An 18,140-nucleotide genomic window follows, 5' to 3' on the forward strand; every position below is an offset into this window, starting at 1 on the left:
AATCAGACATGGTCAAATTAGATAAGAACGACCCTGTAATGCTGGCAAGGCAACTCCCTACACAAACTGTTGCGCTGATCCTTGCGGGTGGACGCGGTACGCGTCTGAAAGACCTGACCGCCAAGCGTGCGAAACCGGCCGTTCACTTCGGCGGCAAGTTTCGCATTATCGATTTTGCGCTTTCCAACTGTCTGAACTCCGGCATTCGACGTATTGCGGTGATCACCCAGTATCAGTCGCACACGTTGGTACAGCATATCCAGCGCGGCTGGTCCTTCCTCAATGAAGAGATGAACGAGTTCGTCGATCTGCTGCCTGCGCAGCAACGCCTTTCCACCGACCACTGGTATCGCGGCACCGCCGATGCGGTAACGCAGAACCTCGATATCATTCGTCGCTACCGTGCGCAGTACATCGTGATCCTGGCCGGGGACCACATCTACAAGATGGACTACTCGCGCATGCTGATCGATCACGTAGAAAACGGTGCGCGCTGCACCATTGCCTGTCTGCCGGTGCCGCTGGAGGAAGCCAGTTCCTTCGGCGTGATGAAGGTGGATGATGATAACAAGGTGGTTGAGTTCCTTGAGAAACCGGAGAACCCACCCTCAATGCCTGGCGACAGCAGCCGGGCGTTAGCCAGCATGGGTATCTATGTTTTTGATGCCGAATATCTTTTCGGCCTGCTGGAAGTCGATCAGGCGTTACCGGAGTCGAGCCATGATTTCGGTAAAGATTTGCTGCCGAAAATTGTCGCCAGTGGTGAAGCTCTGGCGCACTCTTTCAGTCTCTCCTGCGTTCAGCATGATGAGACGGCAGAACCTTACTGGCGCGATGTCGGCACGCTGGAAGCCTACTGGAAAGCCAATCTTGACCTCGCTTCTGTGATGCCAGAACTGGATATGTATGACAGTACCTGGCCGATCCGCACCCATATGGAACCGTTGCCGCCGGCGAAGTTTGTGCAGGATCGCTCCGGTAGTCACGGGATGACAATGAATTCGCTGGTGTCAGGGGGCTGCATTATCTCTGGTTCAGTGGTAGTGAACTCGGTGCTGTTCTCCCGGGTTCGAATTAACTCCTTCTGCAATATTGAGTCATCGGTATTACTGCCGGATGTAGAGGTGGGACGTTCCTGCCGTCTGCGACGTTGTGTGATAGACCGTGCCTGCGTACTGCCAGAAGGAACGGTGATTGGCGAAAATCCGGATGATGATGCCCGGCGTTTCCACCGATCGGAAGAAGGGATCGTTCTTGTCACCAGGACCATGCTGGCGAAGCTTGGCTGGCGATAGCACACACGTAATCCAAAATAATTGAAGTTGCATCCAGGCGGCAAGAGAACGAGTCCCGATGAGCTTACTCAGGTAAGTGATTCGGGTGAGTGAACGCAGCCAACACAGAGGCAGCTTCAAGTATGAAGGATAAAAAGGAGCCGATAATGCAGGTGCTACACGTCTGTTCAGAAATTTTCCCGCTGCTGAAAACCGGCGGACTTGCTGATGTTATTGGGGCATTACCGGCGGCGCAAATCGCAGAAGGCACGGATACAAGGGTGTTGTTGCCGGCCTTTCCGGCGCTGAAGAAAGCCATTACACCGACTCAGGTGGTGGCGAAGCTGCAAACATTTGCCGGTGATGTGGAGCTACACTTTGGTCATTTTGATGGCGTCGGCATTTATCTGATCGATGCTCCCGGCCTGTACGATCGGCCCGGCAGTCCGTATCACGATGAGTCGCAGTACGCCTACGCCGATAACCATCTGCGCTTTGCGCTGCTGGGATGGATTGGCTGTGAGCTGGCGTGTGGGCTGGATAACTGGTGGCGACCGGATGTGGTGCATGCCCATGACTGGCACGCGGGGCTGGCCTGTGCCTATCTTGCGGCGCGTGGTCGCCCGGCAAAATCGGTGTTTACGGTCCACAATCTGGCGTATCAGGGGTTGTTTGAAGCGCGGCATCTGGATCTGCTTCAGCTTCCGCCTTCCTTCTTCAATATGCACGGGCTGGAGTTCTACGGGCAGATCTCATTCCTTAAGGCCGGGCTGTTCTATGCCGATCATATCACGGCCGTCAGCCCGACTTACGCACGTGAAATCACGCTGCCTGAGTTTGGTTACGGTATGGAAGACTTGCTGAAACAGCGCCAGCTGGAAGGGCGGCTGACCGGGATACTCAACGGTGTTGATCCGGCTATCTGGGATCCGGAGCAGGATCTGCTACTGAATGCGCGCTATAACCGTGATGTGCTGGATGCCAAGCTGGAGAACAAACGGCAGTTGCAGATCACCATGGGATTAAAGATCGACGACAAAGCGCCGGTCTTTGCTGTGGTCAGCCGTTTAACGAAGCAGAAAGGGCTGGATCTGGTGCTGGAAGCTCTGCCGGGGCTGCTGGAGCAGGGCGGTCAGCTGGTGTTACTGGGTGCAGGGGATGCAGAACTGCAACAGGGGTTCCTTGCTGCGGCTGCCGAGTATCCAGGCCAGGTGGGCGTGCAAATCGGCTATCACGAAGCCTTCTCGCACCGCATTATTGGTGGCGCTGATGTGATTATGGTGCCGAGCCGTTTTGAGCCCTGTGGTCTGACACAGCTCTACGGATTGAAATACGGCACGCTGCCGCTGGTGCGGCGTACCGGAGGGCTGGCAGATACGGTGAATGACAGCTCACTGGAAAATCTGGCTGACGGTATCGCCAGCGGTTTTAGTTTTGAAGACAGTAATGCCTGGTCGTTATTACGTGCAATTCGACGTGCTTTTGTTCTCTGGTCCCGTCCTTCGTTGTGGCGCTATGTTCAGCGTCAGGCAATGGGGATGGATTTTAGCTGGCAGGTGGCTGCAGTGGCCTACCGCGATCTCTATCAACGTTTGTTGTAACCAGAAAATGGGAAATTTGATATGAACGCACCGTTCTCCTATGCCTCACCGACGCTCAGTGTCGATGCACTCAAGCACTCAATTGCCTATAAGCTGATGTTCACCATTGGCAAAGACCCGTCTATTGCTAATAAGCACGAGTGGCTGAACGCCACCTTGCTGGCCGTGCGCGATCGTATGGTCGAGCGCTGGCTGCGATCGAACCGTGCCCAGTTGTCTCAGGATGTGCGTCAGGTGTATTACCTGTCGATGGAGTTTCTGGTGGGGCGCACGCTGTCCAATGCGCTGCTGGCGATGGGCATCTACGACGATGCAAAATCGGCGCTGGAAGAGATGGGCTTCGACCTTGAGGAGCTGATTGAAGAAGAGAGCGATCCGGGGTTGGGTAACGGCGGCCTCGGTCGTCTTGCTGCCTGTTTTCTGGATTCCCTTGCCACGCTCGGTCTGCCGGGACGCGGCTACGGCATCCGCTACGAGTACGGCATGTTCAAACAGAATATCGTTGATGGTCGCCAGGCGGAGTCACCGGATTACTGGCTGGAATATGGGAATCCCTGGGAATTCCAGCGTTTTAACACCCGCTACAAGGTGCGTTTCGGTGGCCGTATTCAGCAGGAAGGCAGCCGCGCACGCTGGGTAGAGACCGAAGAGGTGCTGGCCACCGCCTACGATCAAATTATCCCGGGTTACGATACGGATGCCACCAATACCCTGCGGCTATGGGGCGCGCAGGCCAGTAATGAAATCAATCTCGGGAAGTTTAACCAGGGCGATTACTTTGCGGCGGTGGAAGATAAAAACCATTCGGAAAATGTGTCGCGCGTGCTCTATCCCGATGACTCGACCTATTCCGGGCGTGAATTGCGTCTGCGGCAGGAGTACTTCCTGGTGTCAGCCACGGTTCAGGATATCCTTCATCGTCACTGGGCGATGCACCAGACCTTTGATAACCTGGCCGATAAAATTGCCCTGCATCTTAATGATACCCACCCGGTGCTGGCGATCCCGGAACTGATGCGCGTGCTGATCGATGAGAACAAATTTACCTGGGATGACGCGTTTGAAGTCACCTGCCAGGTGTTCTCCTACACCAACCACACGCTGATGCAGGAAGCGCTGGAGACCTGGCCGGTGGATATGATCGGTAAAATTTTGCCGCGTCATCTGCAAATTATCTTCGACATCAATGACTACTTCCTGAAAACCATCCAGGAATATTACCCGGATGACTGGGAGCTGCTGTCGCGTATTTCCATTATTGATGAGAACAACGGTCGCCGTATTCGTATGGCCTGGCTGGCGGTGGTGGTCAGTCATAAAGTGAATGGCGTCTCTGAGCTGCACTCGAATCTGATGGTTCAGTCGTTGTTTGCTGACTTTGCCAAACTGTTCCCTGGCCGTTTTTGCAACAAAACTAACGGCGTGACGCCGCGTCGCTGGCTGGCACTGGCGAACCCGGCGCTCTCCGATGTGCTGGATGAGACGATTGGTCGTACCTGGCGTACCGAACTGAGCCAGTTGGATGAGCTGAAACAGCATATTGACTATCCGAACTTTATTGAGCAGGTGGCGAATGCCAAACTGAAAAATAAAAAACGTCTGGCGGCTTACATCAGCCAAAAAATGGATGTGGTGATCGATCCGCGTGCGATGTTTGATGTGCAGATTAAGCGTATCCACGAGTACAAACGCCAGTTGCTGAATGTTTTGCACGTCATCACCCGCTATAACCGCATCAAAGCCGATCCGACGGCCGATTGGGTGCCCAGGGTCAATATCTTCGCCGGGAAAGCCGCCTCAGCGTATTACACCGCAAAACACATCATTCATTTGATCAACGATGTGGCGAAGGTGATCAACAACGATCCGCAGGTGAAAAATAAACTGAAGGTGGTGTTTATTCCTAACTACGGCGTGAGTCTGGCGCAGATCATTATTCCGGCGGCCGATCTCTCCGAGCAGATTTCACTGGCGGGCACCGAAGCGTCCGGCACCAGTAATATGAAATTTGCACTCAACGGCGCACTGACGATTGGTACGCTGGACGGAGCAAACGTCGAGATGTTGGATCACGTGGGTGAAGAGAATATCTTTATCTTCGGTAACACCACACCGCAGGTCGAAGCGCTGCGCAACAGTGGCTATAACTCCCACACTTTCTATGAGGAGGATGCCGAACTGCATCAGGTCCTGATACAGATCGCCACCGGAGTATTCAGCCCTCAGGAGCCTGGGCGTTATCGCAATATCTTTGATTCACTGGTTAATCTTGGGGACCACTACCAGCTGCTGGCCGATTATCGCAGCTACGTGGATACTCAGGATAAGGTCGATAAGCTGTATCGTAATCAGGAAGAGTGGACGCGCTGTGCGGTACACAACATTGCCAATATGGGGTATTTCTCGTCGGACAGGACCATTCAGGAGTATGCGGATGAGATCTGGGGGATTAAACCGATAAGATTGTAATCAGAGCCGGAAAGGGCGAGGCATGCCTCGCCCCTACGAATCATGTACGGGCCGGGCATGCCAACCCGCTTCGCCCCGCCATAACGTAGGGGTCGGGCATGCCCGACCCGCTGATATTACGATGCCAGCGACAGCGCGGCCGGTTTCTTACCGTGTTCGGTCAGCCACGCGGTCACTCGCGCCTGCTGCTCATCGTTCAACCACATCCCTTCTTTGGTACGACGCCAGATAGCATCGTCGGTCACGCGTACCCATTCGTGCTCAACCAGGTAACGCAGTTCCGCTTCATAGAAGTGGTGACCAAACAGCTCACCCAGATCCTCAAGAGAGGTCGCGTCTTTCAGCAGCAGTTCTGTATTACTGCCGTAAGTTCGCGCGTAGTGGCGTGCCATCGCCTCGGTAATAAACGGGAAGCGGCGACGCAGGGTCGCGGCATAATCTTCACGTGTTCCGGCAAAGTTGCCACCCGGTAGTACACAGCTTTTGGTCCATGCCGCACCGATACTTGGGTAGTACTTGCTCAGTTTCTCCATCGCGTGCTCTGCCAGCTTACGATAGGTGGTCAGCTTACCGCCGAACACGGAAAGCAGCGGTGCCTGGCCGGCATCATCATGCACATCCAGCGTGTAATCGCGGGTAATCGCCTGCGGAGAATCTGACTCGTCGTCACACAGCGGACGCACGCCGGAGTAAGTCCAGACGATATCGTCACGGCCCAGATCTTTCTTGAAGTGGGCATTAAACACTTTCAGCAGGTAGTCGATTTCGTTATCGTCGATTTTCACATTCTGCGGATCGCCTTTGTACTCAACGTCGGTGGTGCCGATAATTGAGAATTCATCCATCCACGGAATGACGAAGACAATACGGTTATCTTCGTTTTGCAGAATATAAGCCTGCTTCTGGGTGTGTACACGTGGTACCACGATATGGCTGCCTTTGATCAGGCGGATGCCATACGGCGACTTCAGCTTCAGGCTGTCATCAAACAGCTGTTTAACCCACGGACCGGCAGCATTCACCAGGCCTTTGGCGCGCCAGGTAAAGGTTTTGCCACTGTCGATATCTTCAGCTTCCACGATCCACAGGCCGTTTTCACGCCAGGCGCACGTCACGCGAGTACGGGTGCGAACTTCACCGCCACGCTTCTCAATTTCCTGCGCGTTAAGTACCACCAGGCGGGCATCATCCACCCAGCAGTCAGAATATTCGAAACCGCGCACGATTTCCGGCTTCAGCACCGAGTCTGAGCCAAAACGCAAACCCTTACTGCCCGGCAGGCTGGTACGTTTACCCAGGTGGTCGTACATAAACAGACCCACGCGGATCATCCAGGCTGGACGCAGGTGCGGGCGGTGCGGCAGACGGAAACGCATAGGGAAAGCGATGTGTGGTGCCATTTTCAGCAGCACTTCACGTTCGGCAAGCGCTTCACTTACCAGGCGGAATTCATAGTGCTCCAGGTAACGCAGGCCACCGTGGATAAGTTTTGAACTGGCAGAAGAGGTGGCGCAGGCGAGATCTTGCGCCTCCAGCATCAATACTGACAGGCCGCGCCCGGCAGCATCAGCCGCAATGCCAGCACCGTTAATACCGCCGCCGATTACGATCAGGTCTTTGGTTTCCACGTCATCTCCTCCGATGTTCGGAATCTTTCACTAATGTTCGTTTTCGAGCATTATACTAATCGGAAACCAACATTGATGCTAGCGTTAACCTAATAAAAACAATTATGCGTGATGCAGGTAACATATTTGCTGCAAGAAAAAGTTTATCTCCCTGCTAACTCCCGGGTTATTGTGCGCCGCCTTCAGGCTACAATGGGGGTAATTTGGTCACTTTTTTAGCTTTTGACGAGAACCCACCATGGAACAATTTGAGTGCATCAACGTACAGCAGGCGCAGCAGAAACTCTCTGAAGAGAATGCGTTGCTGGTTGATATTCGCGACCCTCAGAGTTTTGCTGCTGCCCATGCCAGCGGCGCTTTTCATCTGACTAACGATTCACTGCCTGCTTTTATCTCCCAGGCGGCGTTAACGACCCCGGTGCTGGTGATGTGCTACCACGGCAACAGCAGTAAAGGTGCAGCGCAATTCCTGCTCAGTCAGGGGTTCACGGCGGCTTACAGTATTGATGGCGGATTTGACGCCTGGCGTGCCGCTTTCCCGCAGCAGGTCGACGCACTCTGACGCCTCTCTTGTCACCGCTCGCGCTTTCCCCTGCAACCGGTAAGGGGAAATCGTTATACTCTCGGTTTGTCTGGTCTGACTGAAAGGAAGTCGCTTCTCTATGCGCATCACCCATTTTACTCATCTGCGCCCGGCGCAGGCGTTTGTCGATTACATGGCGACGCGCGGCGTGACGTTGCGCGTTGAGCACGATAATGGTTACACCCTGTGGCTGGATGATGAATCGCAGCTGACAGTGGTCGAAAACGAACTCAACCAGTTTATTCGTGACCCTAACCACGCGCGCTATCAGGCGGCCAGCTGGACCTCGGGCACGACAGACAGCGGCATTCACTATCAGCATGTTTCACTGCTGGATAATCTGCGTGAACGTGCTGGCGTCCTCACGCTGACGGTGATGGCAGCCTGCGTGCTGGTCTTTATCCTGATGCAGGTGCTCGGTGATGGCGCCGTGATGCGCCTGCTCTCCTGGCCTGATGCAGACCAGCACTTTGAACTGTGGCGCTGGTTCTCACATGCCTTACTGCATTTCTCGCTGCTGCATATTCTGTTTAACCTGATGTGGTTTTGGTATCTTGGCGGCACGCTGGAAAAGCGGCTCGGCAGCGGCAAGCTGTTCGTGATTATGCTGATATCCGCGCTGCTCAGCGGCTGGATGCAGGCGAAGTTCAGCGGTGTGCTGTTTGGTGGGCTTTCCGGTGTGGTCTACGCCCTGATGGGCTATTCCTGGCTGAGCGGTGAGCGCAGCCCTGAGCGCGGGATCTTTCTGCAACGCGGATTGATGGCCTTTGCGGTTTTGTGGCTGCTGGTGGGGTATTTCGGTTGGTTTGGTTTGTCGATTGCCAATGCAGCGCACGTTACCGGGCTGCTGGTTGGGCTGGCGATGGCCTTTGTCGATACGCGTCATAAAAAAAGCTAAAAGGAGAACAGCGTGAAGCAGACACAACGACATGACGCCATCATTGAGCTGGTGCGCCGTCAGGGATATGTCAGTACCGAAGAGCTGGTAGAGCACTTTGATGTCAGCCCGCAGACCATTCGTCGCGACTTAAACGATCTGGCCGAGCAAAACAAAATTCAGCGCCATCACGGCGGTGCCGCGTTACCCTCCAGTTCGGAAAACACCGCCTGGCAAGACCGTAAGATGATGTGGTCGGCAGAGAAAGCGCGTATTGCTCAGCGTGTTGCCAGCCAGATCCCCGATGGCGCCTCGCTGTTTATTGATATCGGCACCACTCCGGAAGCGGTGGCGCATGCGCTCATGAACCACAGTAATCTGCGTATCGTCACTAATAACCTGAACGTTGCGGTGTTGCTGATGGCGAAACCCGATTTTCGCCTGATCCTGGCCGGGGGCGAAGTGCGTACCCGTGATGGCGGCATTATGGGCGAAGCGACGCTCGATTATATTTCTCAGTTCCGCCTCGATTACGGCATTCTGGGGATTAGCGGTATCGATATGGACGGCTCCCTGCTGGACTTCGACTACCATGAAGTGCGCACCAAGCGCGCGATAATCGAGAATTCCCGCTGTGTGATGCTGGTGGCAGACCACTCTAAATTTGGCCGCAACGCGATGGTTAACCTGGGCAATATGGGGTTGATCGATTACCTGTTTACCGACCAGGCACCGCCACCGAGTGTCATGAAAACGATCGAACAGCACGAAGTTCATCTGGAACTCTGCTAGCCCGGCCGGGGCGATCTAAAAAAAGGTCGCCCGCTACTGGCACGTTTAACGAATTCACTCATACTCAGATCAGTCTCTTTTTTTCACCTCTTATTCCCATTCTGGGCGTGCAGCCTGTTCTGCACCCTATTGCCGCGCGCTTTATCCGGGCAGCCCAGCCCGGTTAGTTGTCTCCCTCTAGTTGTTTACTTGCTTTTTTTTCGCTCATCGCATTCTGCGGTGAGCTTTTTTTCGTTTTGCCGTCTTAACTGTAAGGTGCCTTCAGTCACATTTTGCCCACCTGTTTAAGAGGGATTATATGTCGCAACAGAAATTCAATAAGGCGCGCTTTAATGCGGCGTTGACGCGTCAGTGGCAGCATCTTGGTTATACACGTGCCGCAGACATGACTGCCCACCAGTGGTGGCAGGCGATCAGCGGTGCGCTGGCAGAACTGCTGGCGGCAAAGCCGGTGACGAAATCCGTGAAAAAGCAGCGCCACGTTAACTATATTTCCATGGAGTTTCTGATTGGCCGCCTGACCGGGAATAATCTGCTGAATCTGGGCTGGTATGACGAGGTTAAAGCGGCACTGGCAGAGCATCAGCGCGATCTCAGTGAACTGCTGGAAGAAGAAGTTGATCCTGCTCTGGGTAATGGTGGGCTGGGGCGGCTGGCCGCCTGCTATCTGGATTCGATGGCCACGGTGGGGCAGCCGGCTACGGGTTATGGGCTAAATTATCAATACGGTTTATTCCGCCAGTCGTTTGACGACGGTCAGCAGATTGAAGCACCGGATGACTGGCAGCGTGAGCGTTATCCATGGTTTCGCCACAATGCGGCGCTGGATGTGAATGTCGGCATCGGCGGGACGGTAATCAAAAATGCCGATGGCCAGCTGGCGTGGCATCCGGCGTTTACTCTGCGCGGCGAAGCCTGGGATCTGCCGGTGACCGGCTACCGTAACGGCGTTGTACAGCCACTGCGTCTGTGGCAGGCCTCCCATGCTCATCCGTTCGACCTCACGCTGTTTAATGACGGTAAGTTTCTCGCGGCCGAGCAGCAGGGTATTGATGCGGCGAAGCTGACCAAAGTGCTGTACCCCAACGATAACCATCAGGAAGGAAAGCGCCTGCGCCTGATGCAGCAATACTTCCAGTGTGCCTGTTCGGTGGCCGACATTCTGCGTCGCCATCACCTTGCCGGGCGCAGCGTGCATACGTTGCCGGACTATGAGGTGATTCAGCTTAATGATACCCACCCGACCATCGCCATTCCCGAGATGCTGCGTGTGCTGCTGGATGAGCACCAGTTAAGCTGGGACGATGCCTGGGCCATCACCCGTCAGACCTTCGCCTACACTAACCACACCCTGATGCCGGAAGCGCTGGAGCGCTGGGATGAACGGCTGGTACGCAGCCTGCTGCCACGCCATTTCACGTTGATTAAAGAGATCAACCGACGCTTTAAAAAGGTGGTCGAGAAACAGTGGCCAGGGGATGAAGCCGTTTGGGCGAAACTGGCGGTGGTGCACGATAAACAGGTGCGCATGGCCAATCTTTGCGTGGTCAGCGGTTTTGCTGTGAATGGTGTGGCTGCGCTGCACTCTGAACTGGTGGTGAAAGACCTGTTCCCGGAATATCACCTGCTGTGGCCGGAGAAATTCCATAACGTTACCAATGGCATCACGCCGCGTCGCTGGCTGAAGCAGTGTAATCCGGCGCTGGCGGCGTTGATCGATGACACGCTTAACGTTGAGTGGGCGAACAATCTGGAGGCGCTGAAAGGGCTGGAAGCCTTTGCCGACAATAAAGCATTCCGCAAACAGTATCGACAGATTAAACGCGCCAACAAGCTGCGCCTGGCTGAGTACATTGTGCAGCGCACTGGCATTGTGGTGAACCCGGATGCCTTGTTCGATGTACAGATCAAACGCCTGCATGAGTACAAACGCCAGCATCTTGGCCTGATGCATATCCTCTCTCTCTATAAACGGCTGCGCGACGACCCGAAACTGGATGTGGTGCCGCGTGTGTTCCTGTTTGGCGCCAAAGCCGCACCGGGTTACTACCTGGCGAAGAATATTATTTATGCCATTAATAAGGTGGCGGAGAAGATCAACAACGATCCGCTGGTGGGCGACAAGCTGAAGGTGGTGTTCATTCCGGATTATCGCATTACGGCGGCTGAGTTGATGATCCCGGCAGCCGATCTGTCAGAACAGATCTCCACTGCCGGATATGAAGCCTCCGGTACAGGCAATATGAAGCTGGCGCTGAATGGTGCGCTGACCGTAGGTACGCTCGACGGGGCCAACGTTGAAATCGCTGAACAGGTGGGTGAAGAGAATATCTTTATCTTTGGCAATACGGTGGACCAGGTCAAGGCGCTGAAAGCCAGTGGCTATCAGCCGCTGAAGTTACGCAAAAAAGATAAACATCTTGATAGCCTGTTGAAAGAGCTGGAGAAAGGATTTTTCAGTGATGGCGATAAACACGCGTTCGACATGATGCTGCACAGCCTGGGCAAAGGGGGCGATCCGTGGCTGGTGCTGGCCGACTTCGCCAGTTACTGCGAAGCACAGCTGAAGGTGGAAGCGCTGTACCGTGACCAGGAGGCCTGGACGAAAGCGGCTATTCTGAATACGGCCCGCACCGGGATGTTCAGCTCCGATCGTTCGATTCGGGATTACCAGCAGCGTATCTGGCAGGCAAAACGGCCCGGGAGAGGCGATGGACTTAAAAAAGCGTGAGCAGGCCGCTACGGCGGCGGGTATTGCTTCGAAATATATTAATGCACGCGGGCAGCCGGAAGCGGTGAGCGCCGGGACGCGCGAAAAGCTGCTTGAGGCAATGGCCGCCGTTCCTGATAGGGGAAATGCACCATTGCCACCCTGTCGTGTGCTGCTGAAAAAACGGACTCAACAGCTTCAGGTGGGGGGAAAAGGGAATTATCAGTGGCAATTTGACAGTGAGCAGGGGAAAACCCACCAGGGGTCTGTGTCTGGTGGAGAGGTGCTGACGCTGCCGGCGAATCTGCCAGAAGGTTATCATCATCTGTTGCTCACGCAGGGGAAAAAACAGTGGCCGTGCCGGATTATTGTGGCACCAAAACGCTGCTATGAGCCTGCAGAGTTAAAGCGCGGCGACAAACTGTGGGGCGCCTGCGTGCAGCTCTATACGCTGCGATCGGCCCAGAACTGGGGCATCGGTGACTTCGGCGATTTGAAGCACATGGTCAGCGAAATCGCCACACGCGGCGGTGCATTTATTGGTCTCAATCCGATTCACGCGCTTTATCCTTCCCTGCCTGAAAATGCCAGTCCGTACAGCCCGTCGTCACGGCGCTGGCTCAACGTGATGTATATCGATGTGGCTGCCGTGCCGGATTTCCAGCACAGCAAGGCCGCTCAGCGCTGGTGGCAGAAAAAGAGCACCCAGACGGCGTTACACACTGCACGCGATGCTGACTGGGTGGATTATGCGCGGGTGGGGGCATTAAAAATTCAGGGGCTACGTCATGCCTGGTCGCAGTTCACCGCACGTGATGCGCAGGACGCCAGCGTGCAGCACTTTGAGGCCTTTATCAACGCCGGGGGAGAAAGCCTGTTAAACCAGGCCGCCTTTGATGCCCTGTACTGCGCTATGCTGAAGGACGATCCTGCTCGCTGGGGCTGGCCGGTATGGCCTGAAAATGTACAGCAGGGCGATAGCGAGGCGGTGCAGCAGTTTTGCCGTGAGCAGCAGGATGAAGTGCGTTTCTGGTCATGGCTGCAATGGCTGGCGAATCGTCAGTTTGATGCGTGCTGGCAGTGTTGCCAGCAGCACCAGATGCCAGTGGGGCTTTACCGGGATTTAGCCGTGGGCGTGGCGGAAGGCGGCGCCGAAACCTGGTGCGATCGTGAACTCTACCGGTTGAAAGCTTCCGTTGGCGCGCCGCCGGATATCCTCGGCCCGCTGGGGCAAAACTGGGGATTGCCGCCGATGGACCCGCACGTGATGGCGGCGCGTGGCTACCAACCGTTTATCGACCTGCTGCGGGCGAATATGGCGAGCTGCGGCGCACTGCGCATCGATCATGTGATGTCGCTGTTGCGCCTGTGGTGGATCCCTTACGGTGAAACGGCCAACTTCGGTGCCTATGTCCACTATCCGGTGGATGACTTAATGGCAATCCTCGCGTTGGAAAGTCAGCGCCATCAGTGCATGGTGATCGGTGAGGATCTTGGTACTGTACCGACGGAAATTGTCAGTAAACTGCGCGACAGTGGTATCTATTCGTGGAAGGTTCTCTACTTCGAGCAGGAGAGTGGGGATCGTTACCGGGCACCCTCCGTTTGGCCACGCCAGTCTATGGCGAGTGCGACGACCCATGACCTGCCGACGCTGCGTGGCTTCTGGAGTGCCGGGGATCTGACTCTGGGTGAAACGCTGGGTATTTATCCTGACAAGCTGGTCCTCAAAGGGTTGTTTGAGCATCGCGTCCGCCAGAAACAGGCATTGCTGGAGGCATTGCATCGTCATCACTGTGTGCCAAAAAGCTGTGGTAAACGGGCGGACAGGCTGGCGATGACAACGGTGCTCAATCGTGGATTACAGCGTTTTATTGCCGACAGCAACAGCGCACTGCTGGGGCTGCAACCAGAGGACTGGCTGAATATGGCCGATCCGGTGAATGTACCGGGCACCACCGATCAGTATCCCAACTGGCGGCGTAAACTGAGCGTCACGCTGGAGGCCATGTTTGCCGATGATCGCGTTAATCGCTTAATTAAGGATATCGATAAACGACGTAAAGCCCCGTAATAATCGTGCGAGGCATGCCTCGCCGTATCAACTATTGCCGCATCACGTAGGGGTCGGGCATGCCCGACCCGTTTCTCTTGCGGTCCGCCCGGCGCTTACGGCGTAAAGGCTTTAAAAATCACCGAACCGTTTACACCACCAAAACCGAAACCGTTAACCAGCACGCTGCGGATGGTCATCTGCTGCGCACTGTTTTTAACGATGTTCAGCCCTTCAGCAGCACTGTCCAGCTGTGTGATATTCAGCGAAGGTGGCGCAATCTGCTGACGCATTGCCATCAGTGAGAAGATCGCCCCCACAGCCCCGGCGGCGCCCAGCAGATGCCCGGTGGCGGATTTGGTTGAGGAGATCGCCGTGTGAGCGCCTTCACCCAGTACCCGACGCAGCGCATTGATTTCGGCAAGATCGCCGACCGGCGTCGAGGTAGAGTGCGCGTTGATATAATCGATATCGCGCCCTGTTATCCCTGCCTGCTGGAGCGCAATGGTCATCGCACGCGCAGCGCCTTCGCCATCTTCCGGCCCGGAAGTGATGTGGTAAGCATCCGAGGTGGTGCCATAACCGACCACTTCACCAAGGATTGTGGCGCCACGCGCCTGAGCACGGGTCAATTCCTCCAGTACCAGCATCCCGGCACCTTCTCCCATCACAAAACCATCACGTGCCTGGTCGAACGGGCGCGAAGCCTGCTCAGGATGGTCGTTAAAGGCTGTTGAGAGCGCGCGGGCAGCCTGGAAGCCCCCGAGTGAAACCGGATTGATGCAAGATTCACAGCCACCCACCACGGCGATATCCGCATCATCAAAACGGATGGCGCGGAAACCGTCACCGATACTTTGAATGCTGGCCGCGCAAGCGGAAACGGGTGTTCCCAGCATGCCCTTGAAGCCATATTTGATCGCCACGTGTGACGCCGCGAGATTGGCGATAAACGACGGAATGGTAAACGGGGACAGTTTACGGCTGCCTTTTTCTGCCACGGTTTTGACCGCATTGCTGATGGCATGAAAACCGCCAATGCCGGTGGCAATAATGGTGGCGGTGCGCAGACGTGCGGTTTCCGATAGATTATGTAAGCCGGCCTGCGTGATGGCTTCTTCGGCCGCTGCCAGCGCCAGATGAATAAAGCGGTCCGCTTTACGCTGCTCTTTCACCGGAATAAGCGCAGCAATATCAAAACCGTGCTGCGGGTCTTGTTCGATGGAGGGAACCTGCCCACCCACGCGGATGGCCGTATCGCCATAGGCCTCTTCAGGAAGATGACGAATCCCGGACTGACCGGCGATCAGCCGTTGCCAGCTACCGTCTACGCCATTACCGAGCGGGCTGATTAAGCCCATACCTGTGATCACGACTCTTCTGCCAATATTGTTCAACATGATGACCTGTAGGTTGCGAAAACAGGTTTCAGTGTACACGTGTAAGCTGAAAAATCCAGCGTCAATCACGCCAGGGAAAATTAAACAGGCAGTCGGGGGAAAATTAAACCGGGGGCGTGAAATCGCGGGGAAAGAAAAGAGAAGGGGCCGGATATCCGGCCCCAGGTCATCAGTAGAACGAATGCTCACCGCGTTCGTGTTCTGTCAGGTCGCGTACGCCTTTCAGTTCAGGGAACGCCGCCAGCATCTCTTTCTCGATGCCTTCTTTCAGGGTCACATCGACCATGGAACAGCCGTTACAGCCGCCGCCAAATTGCAGAATAGCGAAACCTTCGTCGGTGATTTCCATCAGGGAAACTTTACCGCCGTGGCTCGCCAGCTGTGGGTTGATCTGGGCCTGCAACAGGTACTCAACACGCTCAATTAACGGGGCATCTTCGTTAACTTTACGCATTTTGGCGTTCGGTGCTTTCAGCGTCAGCTGTGAACCCAGGTTATCGGTCACAAAGTCGATTTCAGCGTCTTCCAGATAGGGTGCGCTGAGGGCATCAACATAGGCTGACAGCAGGGGAAACTTCAGTTCAGTATCCGTTGCTTCTACTGCATCGGGTGGGCAGTAGGAAACACCGCACTCGGCAGTCGGTGTACCCGGATTAATCACGAATACACGAATTTGGGTGCCATCTTCCTGCTTTGACAGCAGTTTTGCGAAGTGCTCTTGTGCAGAGTCGGTAATTAGGATCATGGCGATTGCTCAATAGTTAACTAATTTCATTGGTTATAATACGCCCATCACCGACGCTCTACAAGGTTCGGCACAGGCACCAGATCTGTACGCTGGCAGCACCCCTGGCCAGCAGAATGCGGCTTATCTCTGCGACGGTACTGCCCGTGGTGACCACATCATCTAATAAGGTGATATGCAGCCCGCGCACATCAATTTCAAGTGTAAACGCGCCGCGTAAGTTTTTACGCCGCGCCAGAGCGCCCAGACGGTGCTGAATACGCCCCGCACGTATACGTGTGATGGCTCGGGGTAAATAACGACATTGCGTCCAGCGTGCCAGACAGTGAGCCATATCCTCTAACTGATTATAGCCGCGTTGCCACGCCCGGCGATGATGCAGTGGGACCGTCAGCAATACATCCGGACGATGCAGCCCGCTTTCACGCCGTTGCATTAACCAGCATAGCAGTATCAACCGGGCCAGCATTACCGCAAGTGCGGTGGTGCGATAAAACTTTAGCCGGTTTACGAGCTGGCTGAGCGGTGGTTGCCAGGGCGTGACGAACACCAGCCACTGCCAGGGAGGTGGGCTGTGCAGGCAGCGGCCGCATTCACGGGTTGTTTCGCCGCTGGGCAGTCCACAGCGTGGGCAACCACCGCGCATCGCCAGAAGGTGGCGTAAACAAACGGTGCACAAGCCGTGCTGTGCAAGGCTGAGCGGCATCAGACATAGCCAACAGCCTGCTGGCATTGGTAGCATGGCGACCTCGTAATTTAAATACAGGACGATAACCGATGACGGTGCTTCACTGGGAGACTATTGGACAGGGCGATCGCCATCTTGTGCTGCTGCACGGATGGGGGTTGAACGCCGGGGTGTGGCATTGCATTAGCGAGCGGCTCAGCGCACATTTTTGTCTGCATCTGGTGGATCTTCCCGGTTATGGTCACAGCCAGGGATTCCCGGCAATGACGCTCGATGAGATGGCGGCAGCTGTGCTGGCGCAGGCCCCTGAGCAGGCCATCTGGCTGGGCTGGTCGCTGGGTGGCCTGGTTGCCAGCCAGGTGGCGCTGAATGCGCCGCAGCGGGTGCGTGGTCTGGTCAGCGTGGCATCCTCACCGCGTTTCAGTGCGGAAACCGATTGGCCCGGCATAAAACCGGAAACGCTGACCTCATTTCAGCACCAGTTGAGTGAGGATTTCCAGCGCACCGTGGAGCGGTTTCTCGCGTTACAAACCCTGGGGACGGACAGCGCTCGCCAGGATGCCCGGGCATTGAAAAGCGTGGTGTTTGAGCGACCGGTACCTGCGGTTGAGGTCCTGAACGGCGGGCTGGAAATTCTCAAGACGGCAGACGTGCGCCAGGCGCTCGCCGCGCTGTCCATACCATTTTTACGCCTGTATGGGGCGCTGGATGGCTTAGTACCACGAAAAATTGTCCCGCTGCTTGATGATGCCTGGCCAGCCAGTACCAGCCATATTATTGAGAAAGCGGCCCATGCGCCTTTTATCTCGCATCCGGCCGATTTTTGTCAGCAGATTATCGATTTCAGTGAGAACGTCAGGCCCTGAGGAGCGCCATCTCTGGGCAACTGAGCGGGGGAGGCAGAGTGGCGTTACGTATTGCAACAATTCACTGCGTTGTCGGTTTGCACATCGCGGTCGATAATGGTCACGGCACGATTTTTTACTGCCATTGATAACTGGAAATATTGACCTAAGGAGAGGAAATTGTATGAAAAAGCTGATCACTATCTCTGCCCTGATGTTGACGACCCTGGCGGCATTTAATGCCAGTGCAGCCGAGCAGATCACCCGCGAAAAAGCGCAGGAGATGAAGCTGGAAAAAATCGGTACGGTGACGACAAACTCCACCACCGATCCGATGGATGCCAACGCCCGCTTATCGAAAAAAGCCGATGAGAAAGGCGGTAAATACTATGTGATCATCGCAGCCCAGCAGGGGAACCGCGATCACGCATTGGCTGACGTCTATAAGTAAGCGATAGTCCCTGCCCGCCATCGG

General features: G+C 55.3%; 14 protein-coding genes. 10 read left to right on the forward strand and 4 right to left on the reverse strand.

Going from position 1 to position 18,140, the window contains the following annotated elements:
• The first annotated feature begins 8 nt into the window (after positions 1 to 8).
• The 3 genes from glgC to glgP all read left to right on the forward strand — a co-directional run bounded on the left by glgC (position 9) and on the right by glgP (position 5,344).
• Positions 9 to 1,295 carry a glucose-1-phosphate adenylyltransferase gene (glgC, locus tag FVB43_RS15085; RefSeq protein WP_133846637.1) on the forward strand — a complete coding sequence of 429 codons (1,287 nt, stop codon included), beginning with the start codon at positions 9 to 11 and terminating at the stop codon, positions 1,293 to 1,295.
• 146 nt (positions 1,296 to 1,441) lie between these two features.
• Positions 1,442 to 2,875, forward strand: a complete 1,434-nt coding sequence (gene glgA / locus FVB43_RS15090; RefSeq protein WP_133846638.1) for a glycogen synthase GlgA — start codon at positions 1,442 to 1,444, stop codon at positions 2,873 to 2,875.
• Positions 2,876 to 2,896: 21 nt separating this feature from the next.
• Positions 2,897 to 5,344, forward strand: a complete 2,448-nt coding sequence (glgP, locus tag FVB43_RS15095) for a glycogen phosphorylase (RefSeq protein WP_133846639.1) — start codon at positions 2,897 to 2,899, stop codon at positions 5,342 to 5,344.
• Positions 5,345 to 5,460: 116 nt separating this feature from the next.
• Here the strand turns inward: glgP and glpD are convergent, their stop codons facing one another.
• Positions 5,461 to 6,972, reverse strand: a complete 1,512-nt coding sequence (glpD, locus tag FVB43_RS15100) for a glycerol-3-phosphate dehydrogenase (RefSeq protein WP_167864255.1) — start codon at positions 6,970 to 6,972, stop codon at positions 5,461 to 5,463.
• Positions 6,973 to 7,210: 238 nt separating this feature from the next.
• Here glpD and glpE point away from each other — a divergent pair, with 238 nt between their 5' ends.
• The 5 genes from glpE to malQ all read left to right on the forward strand — a co-directional run bounded on the left by glpE (position 7,211) and on the right by malQ (position 14,008).
• Complete coding sequence (gene glpE / locus FVB43_RS15105) at positions 7,211 to 7,534, forward strand: thiosulfate sulfurtransferase GlpE (protein WP_133846641.1); 324 nt, start codon at positions 7,211 to 7,213, stop codon at positions 7,532 to 7,534.
• Positions 7,535 to 7,634: 100 nt separating this feature from the next.
• Positions 7,635 to 8,453 (forward strand): rhomboid family intramembrane serine protease GlpG, encoded by an 819-nt coding sequence (gene glpG, locus FVB43_RS15110; protein ID WP_133846642.1) that lies wholly within the window; start codon positions 7,635 to 7,637, stop codon positions 8,451 to 8,453.
• A gap of 12 nt (positions 8,454 to 8,465) precedes the next feature.
• The gene (locus FVB43_RS15115; RefSeq protein ID WP_133846643.1) at positions 8,466 to 9,224 is read left to right on the forward strand and encodes a DeoR/GlpR family transcriptional regulator; all 759 of its coding nucleotides are present in this window, start codon (positions 8,466 to 8,468) and stop codon (positions 9,222 to 9,224) included.
• A gap of 298 nt (positions 9,225 to 9,522) precedes the next feature.
• The gene (gene malP, locus FVB43_RS15120) at positions 9,523 to 11,955 is read left to right on the forward strand and encodes a maltodextrin phosphorylase (protein ID WP_167864256.1); all 2,433 of its coding nucleotides are present in this window, start codon (positions 9,523 to 9,525) and stop codon (positions 11,953 to 11,955) included.
• Positions 11,936 to 14,008 (forward strand): 4-alpha-glucanotransferase, encoded by a 2,073-nt coding sequence (gene malQ, locus FVB43_RS15125; protein WP_167864257.1) that lies wholly within the window; start codon positions 11,936 to 11,938, stop codon positions 14,006 to 14,008. The genes malP and malQ overlap by 20 nt, the downstream gene beginning before the upstream one ends.
• 95 nt (positions 14,009 to 14,103) lie before the next feature.
• Here malQ and fabF read toward each other — a convergent pair whose 3' ends face one another.
• The 3 genes from fabF to gntX form a co-directional block, all read right to left on the reverse strand.
• A complete protein-coding gene (gene fabF / locus FVB43_RS15130) occupies positions 14,104 to 15,387 on the reverse strand; it encodes a beta-ketoacyl-ACP synthase II (protein WP_133846646.1) in 1,284 nt (427 codons plus the stop codon).
• Positions 15,388 to 15,556: 169 nt separating this feature from the next.
• Entirely contained in the window at positions 15,557 to 16,132 is a 576-nt protein-coding gene (nfuA, locus tag FVB43_RS15135) for a Fe-S biogenesis protein NfuA (RefSeq protein ID WP_133846647.1), read from the reverse strand.
• 58 nt (positions 16,133 to 16,190) lie between these two features.
• Complete coding sequence (gene gntX / locus FVB43_RS15140) at positions 16,191 to 16,874, reverse strand: DNA utilization protein GntX (RefSeq protein WP_133846648.1); 684 nt, start codon at positions 16,872 to 16,874, stop codon at positions 16,191 to 16,193.
• Positions 16,875 to 16,909: 35 nt separating this feature from the next.
• Here gntX and bioH point away from each other — a divergent pair, with 35 nt between their 5' ends.
• The gene (gene bioH, locus FVB43_RS15145) at positions 16,910 to 17,686 is read left to right on the forward strand and encodes a pimeloyl-ACP methyl ester esterase BioH (RefSeq protein ID WP_133846649.1); all 777 of its coding nucleotides are present in this window, start codon (positions 16,910 to 16,912) and stop codon (positions 17,684 to 17,686) included.
• Positions 17,687 to 17,849: 163 nt separating this feature from the next.
• Positions 17,850 to 18,116: a YdgH/BhsA/McbA-like domain containing protein gene (locus FVB43_RS15150; RefSeq protein WP_133846650.1), complete on the forward strand. Its 267-nt coding sequence runs from the start codon at positions 17,850 to 17,852 to the stop codon at positions 18,114 to 18,116.
• Positions 18,117 to 18,140: the final 24 nt, after the last annotated feature.

This window comes from Erwinia rhapontici, assembly GCF_012271765.1.
In the GTDB taxonomy this organism is placed as follows: Bacteria; Pseudomonadota; Gammaproteobacteria; order Enterobacterales; family Enterobacteriaceae; genus Erwinia; species Erwinia rhapontici.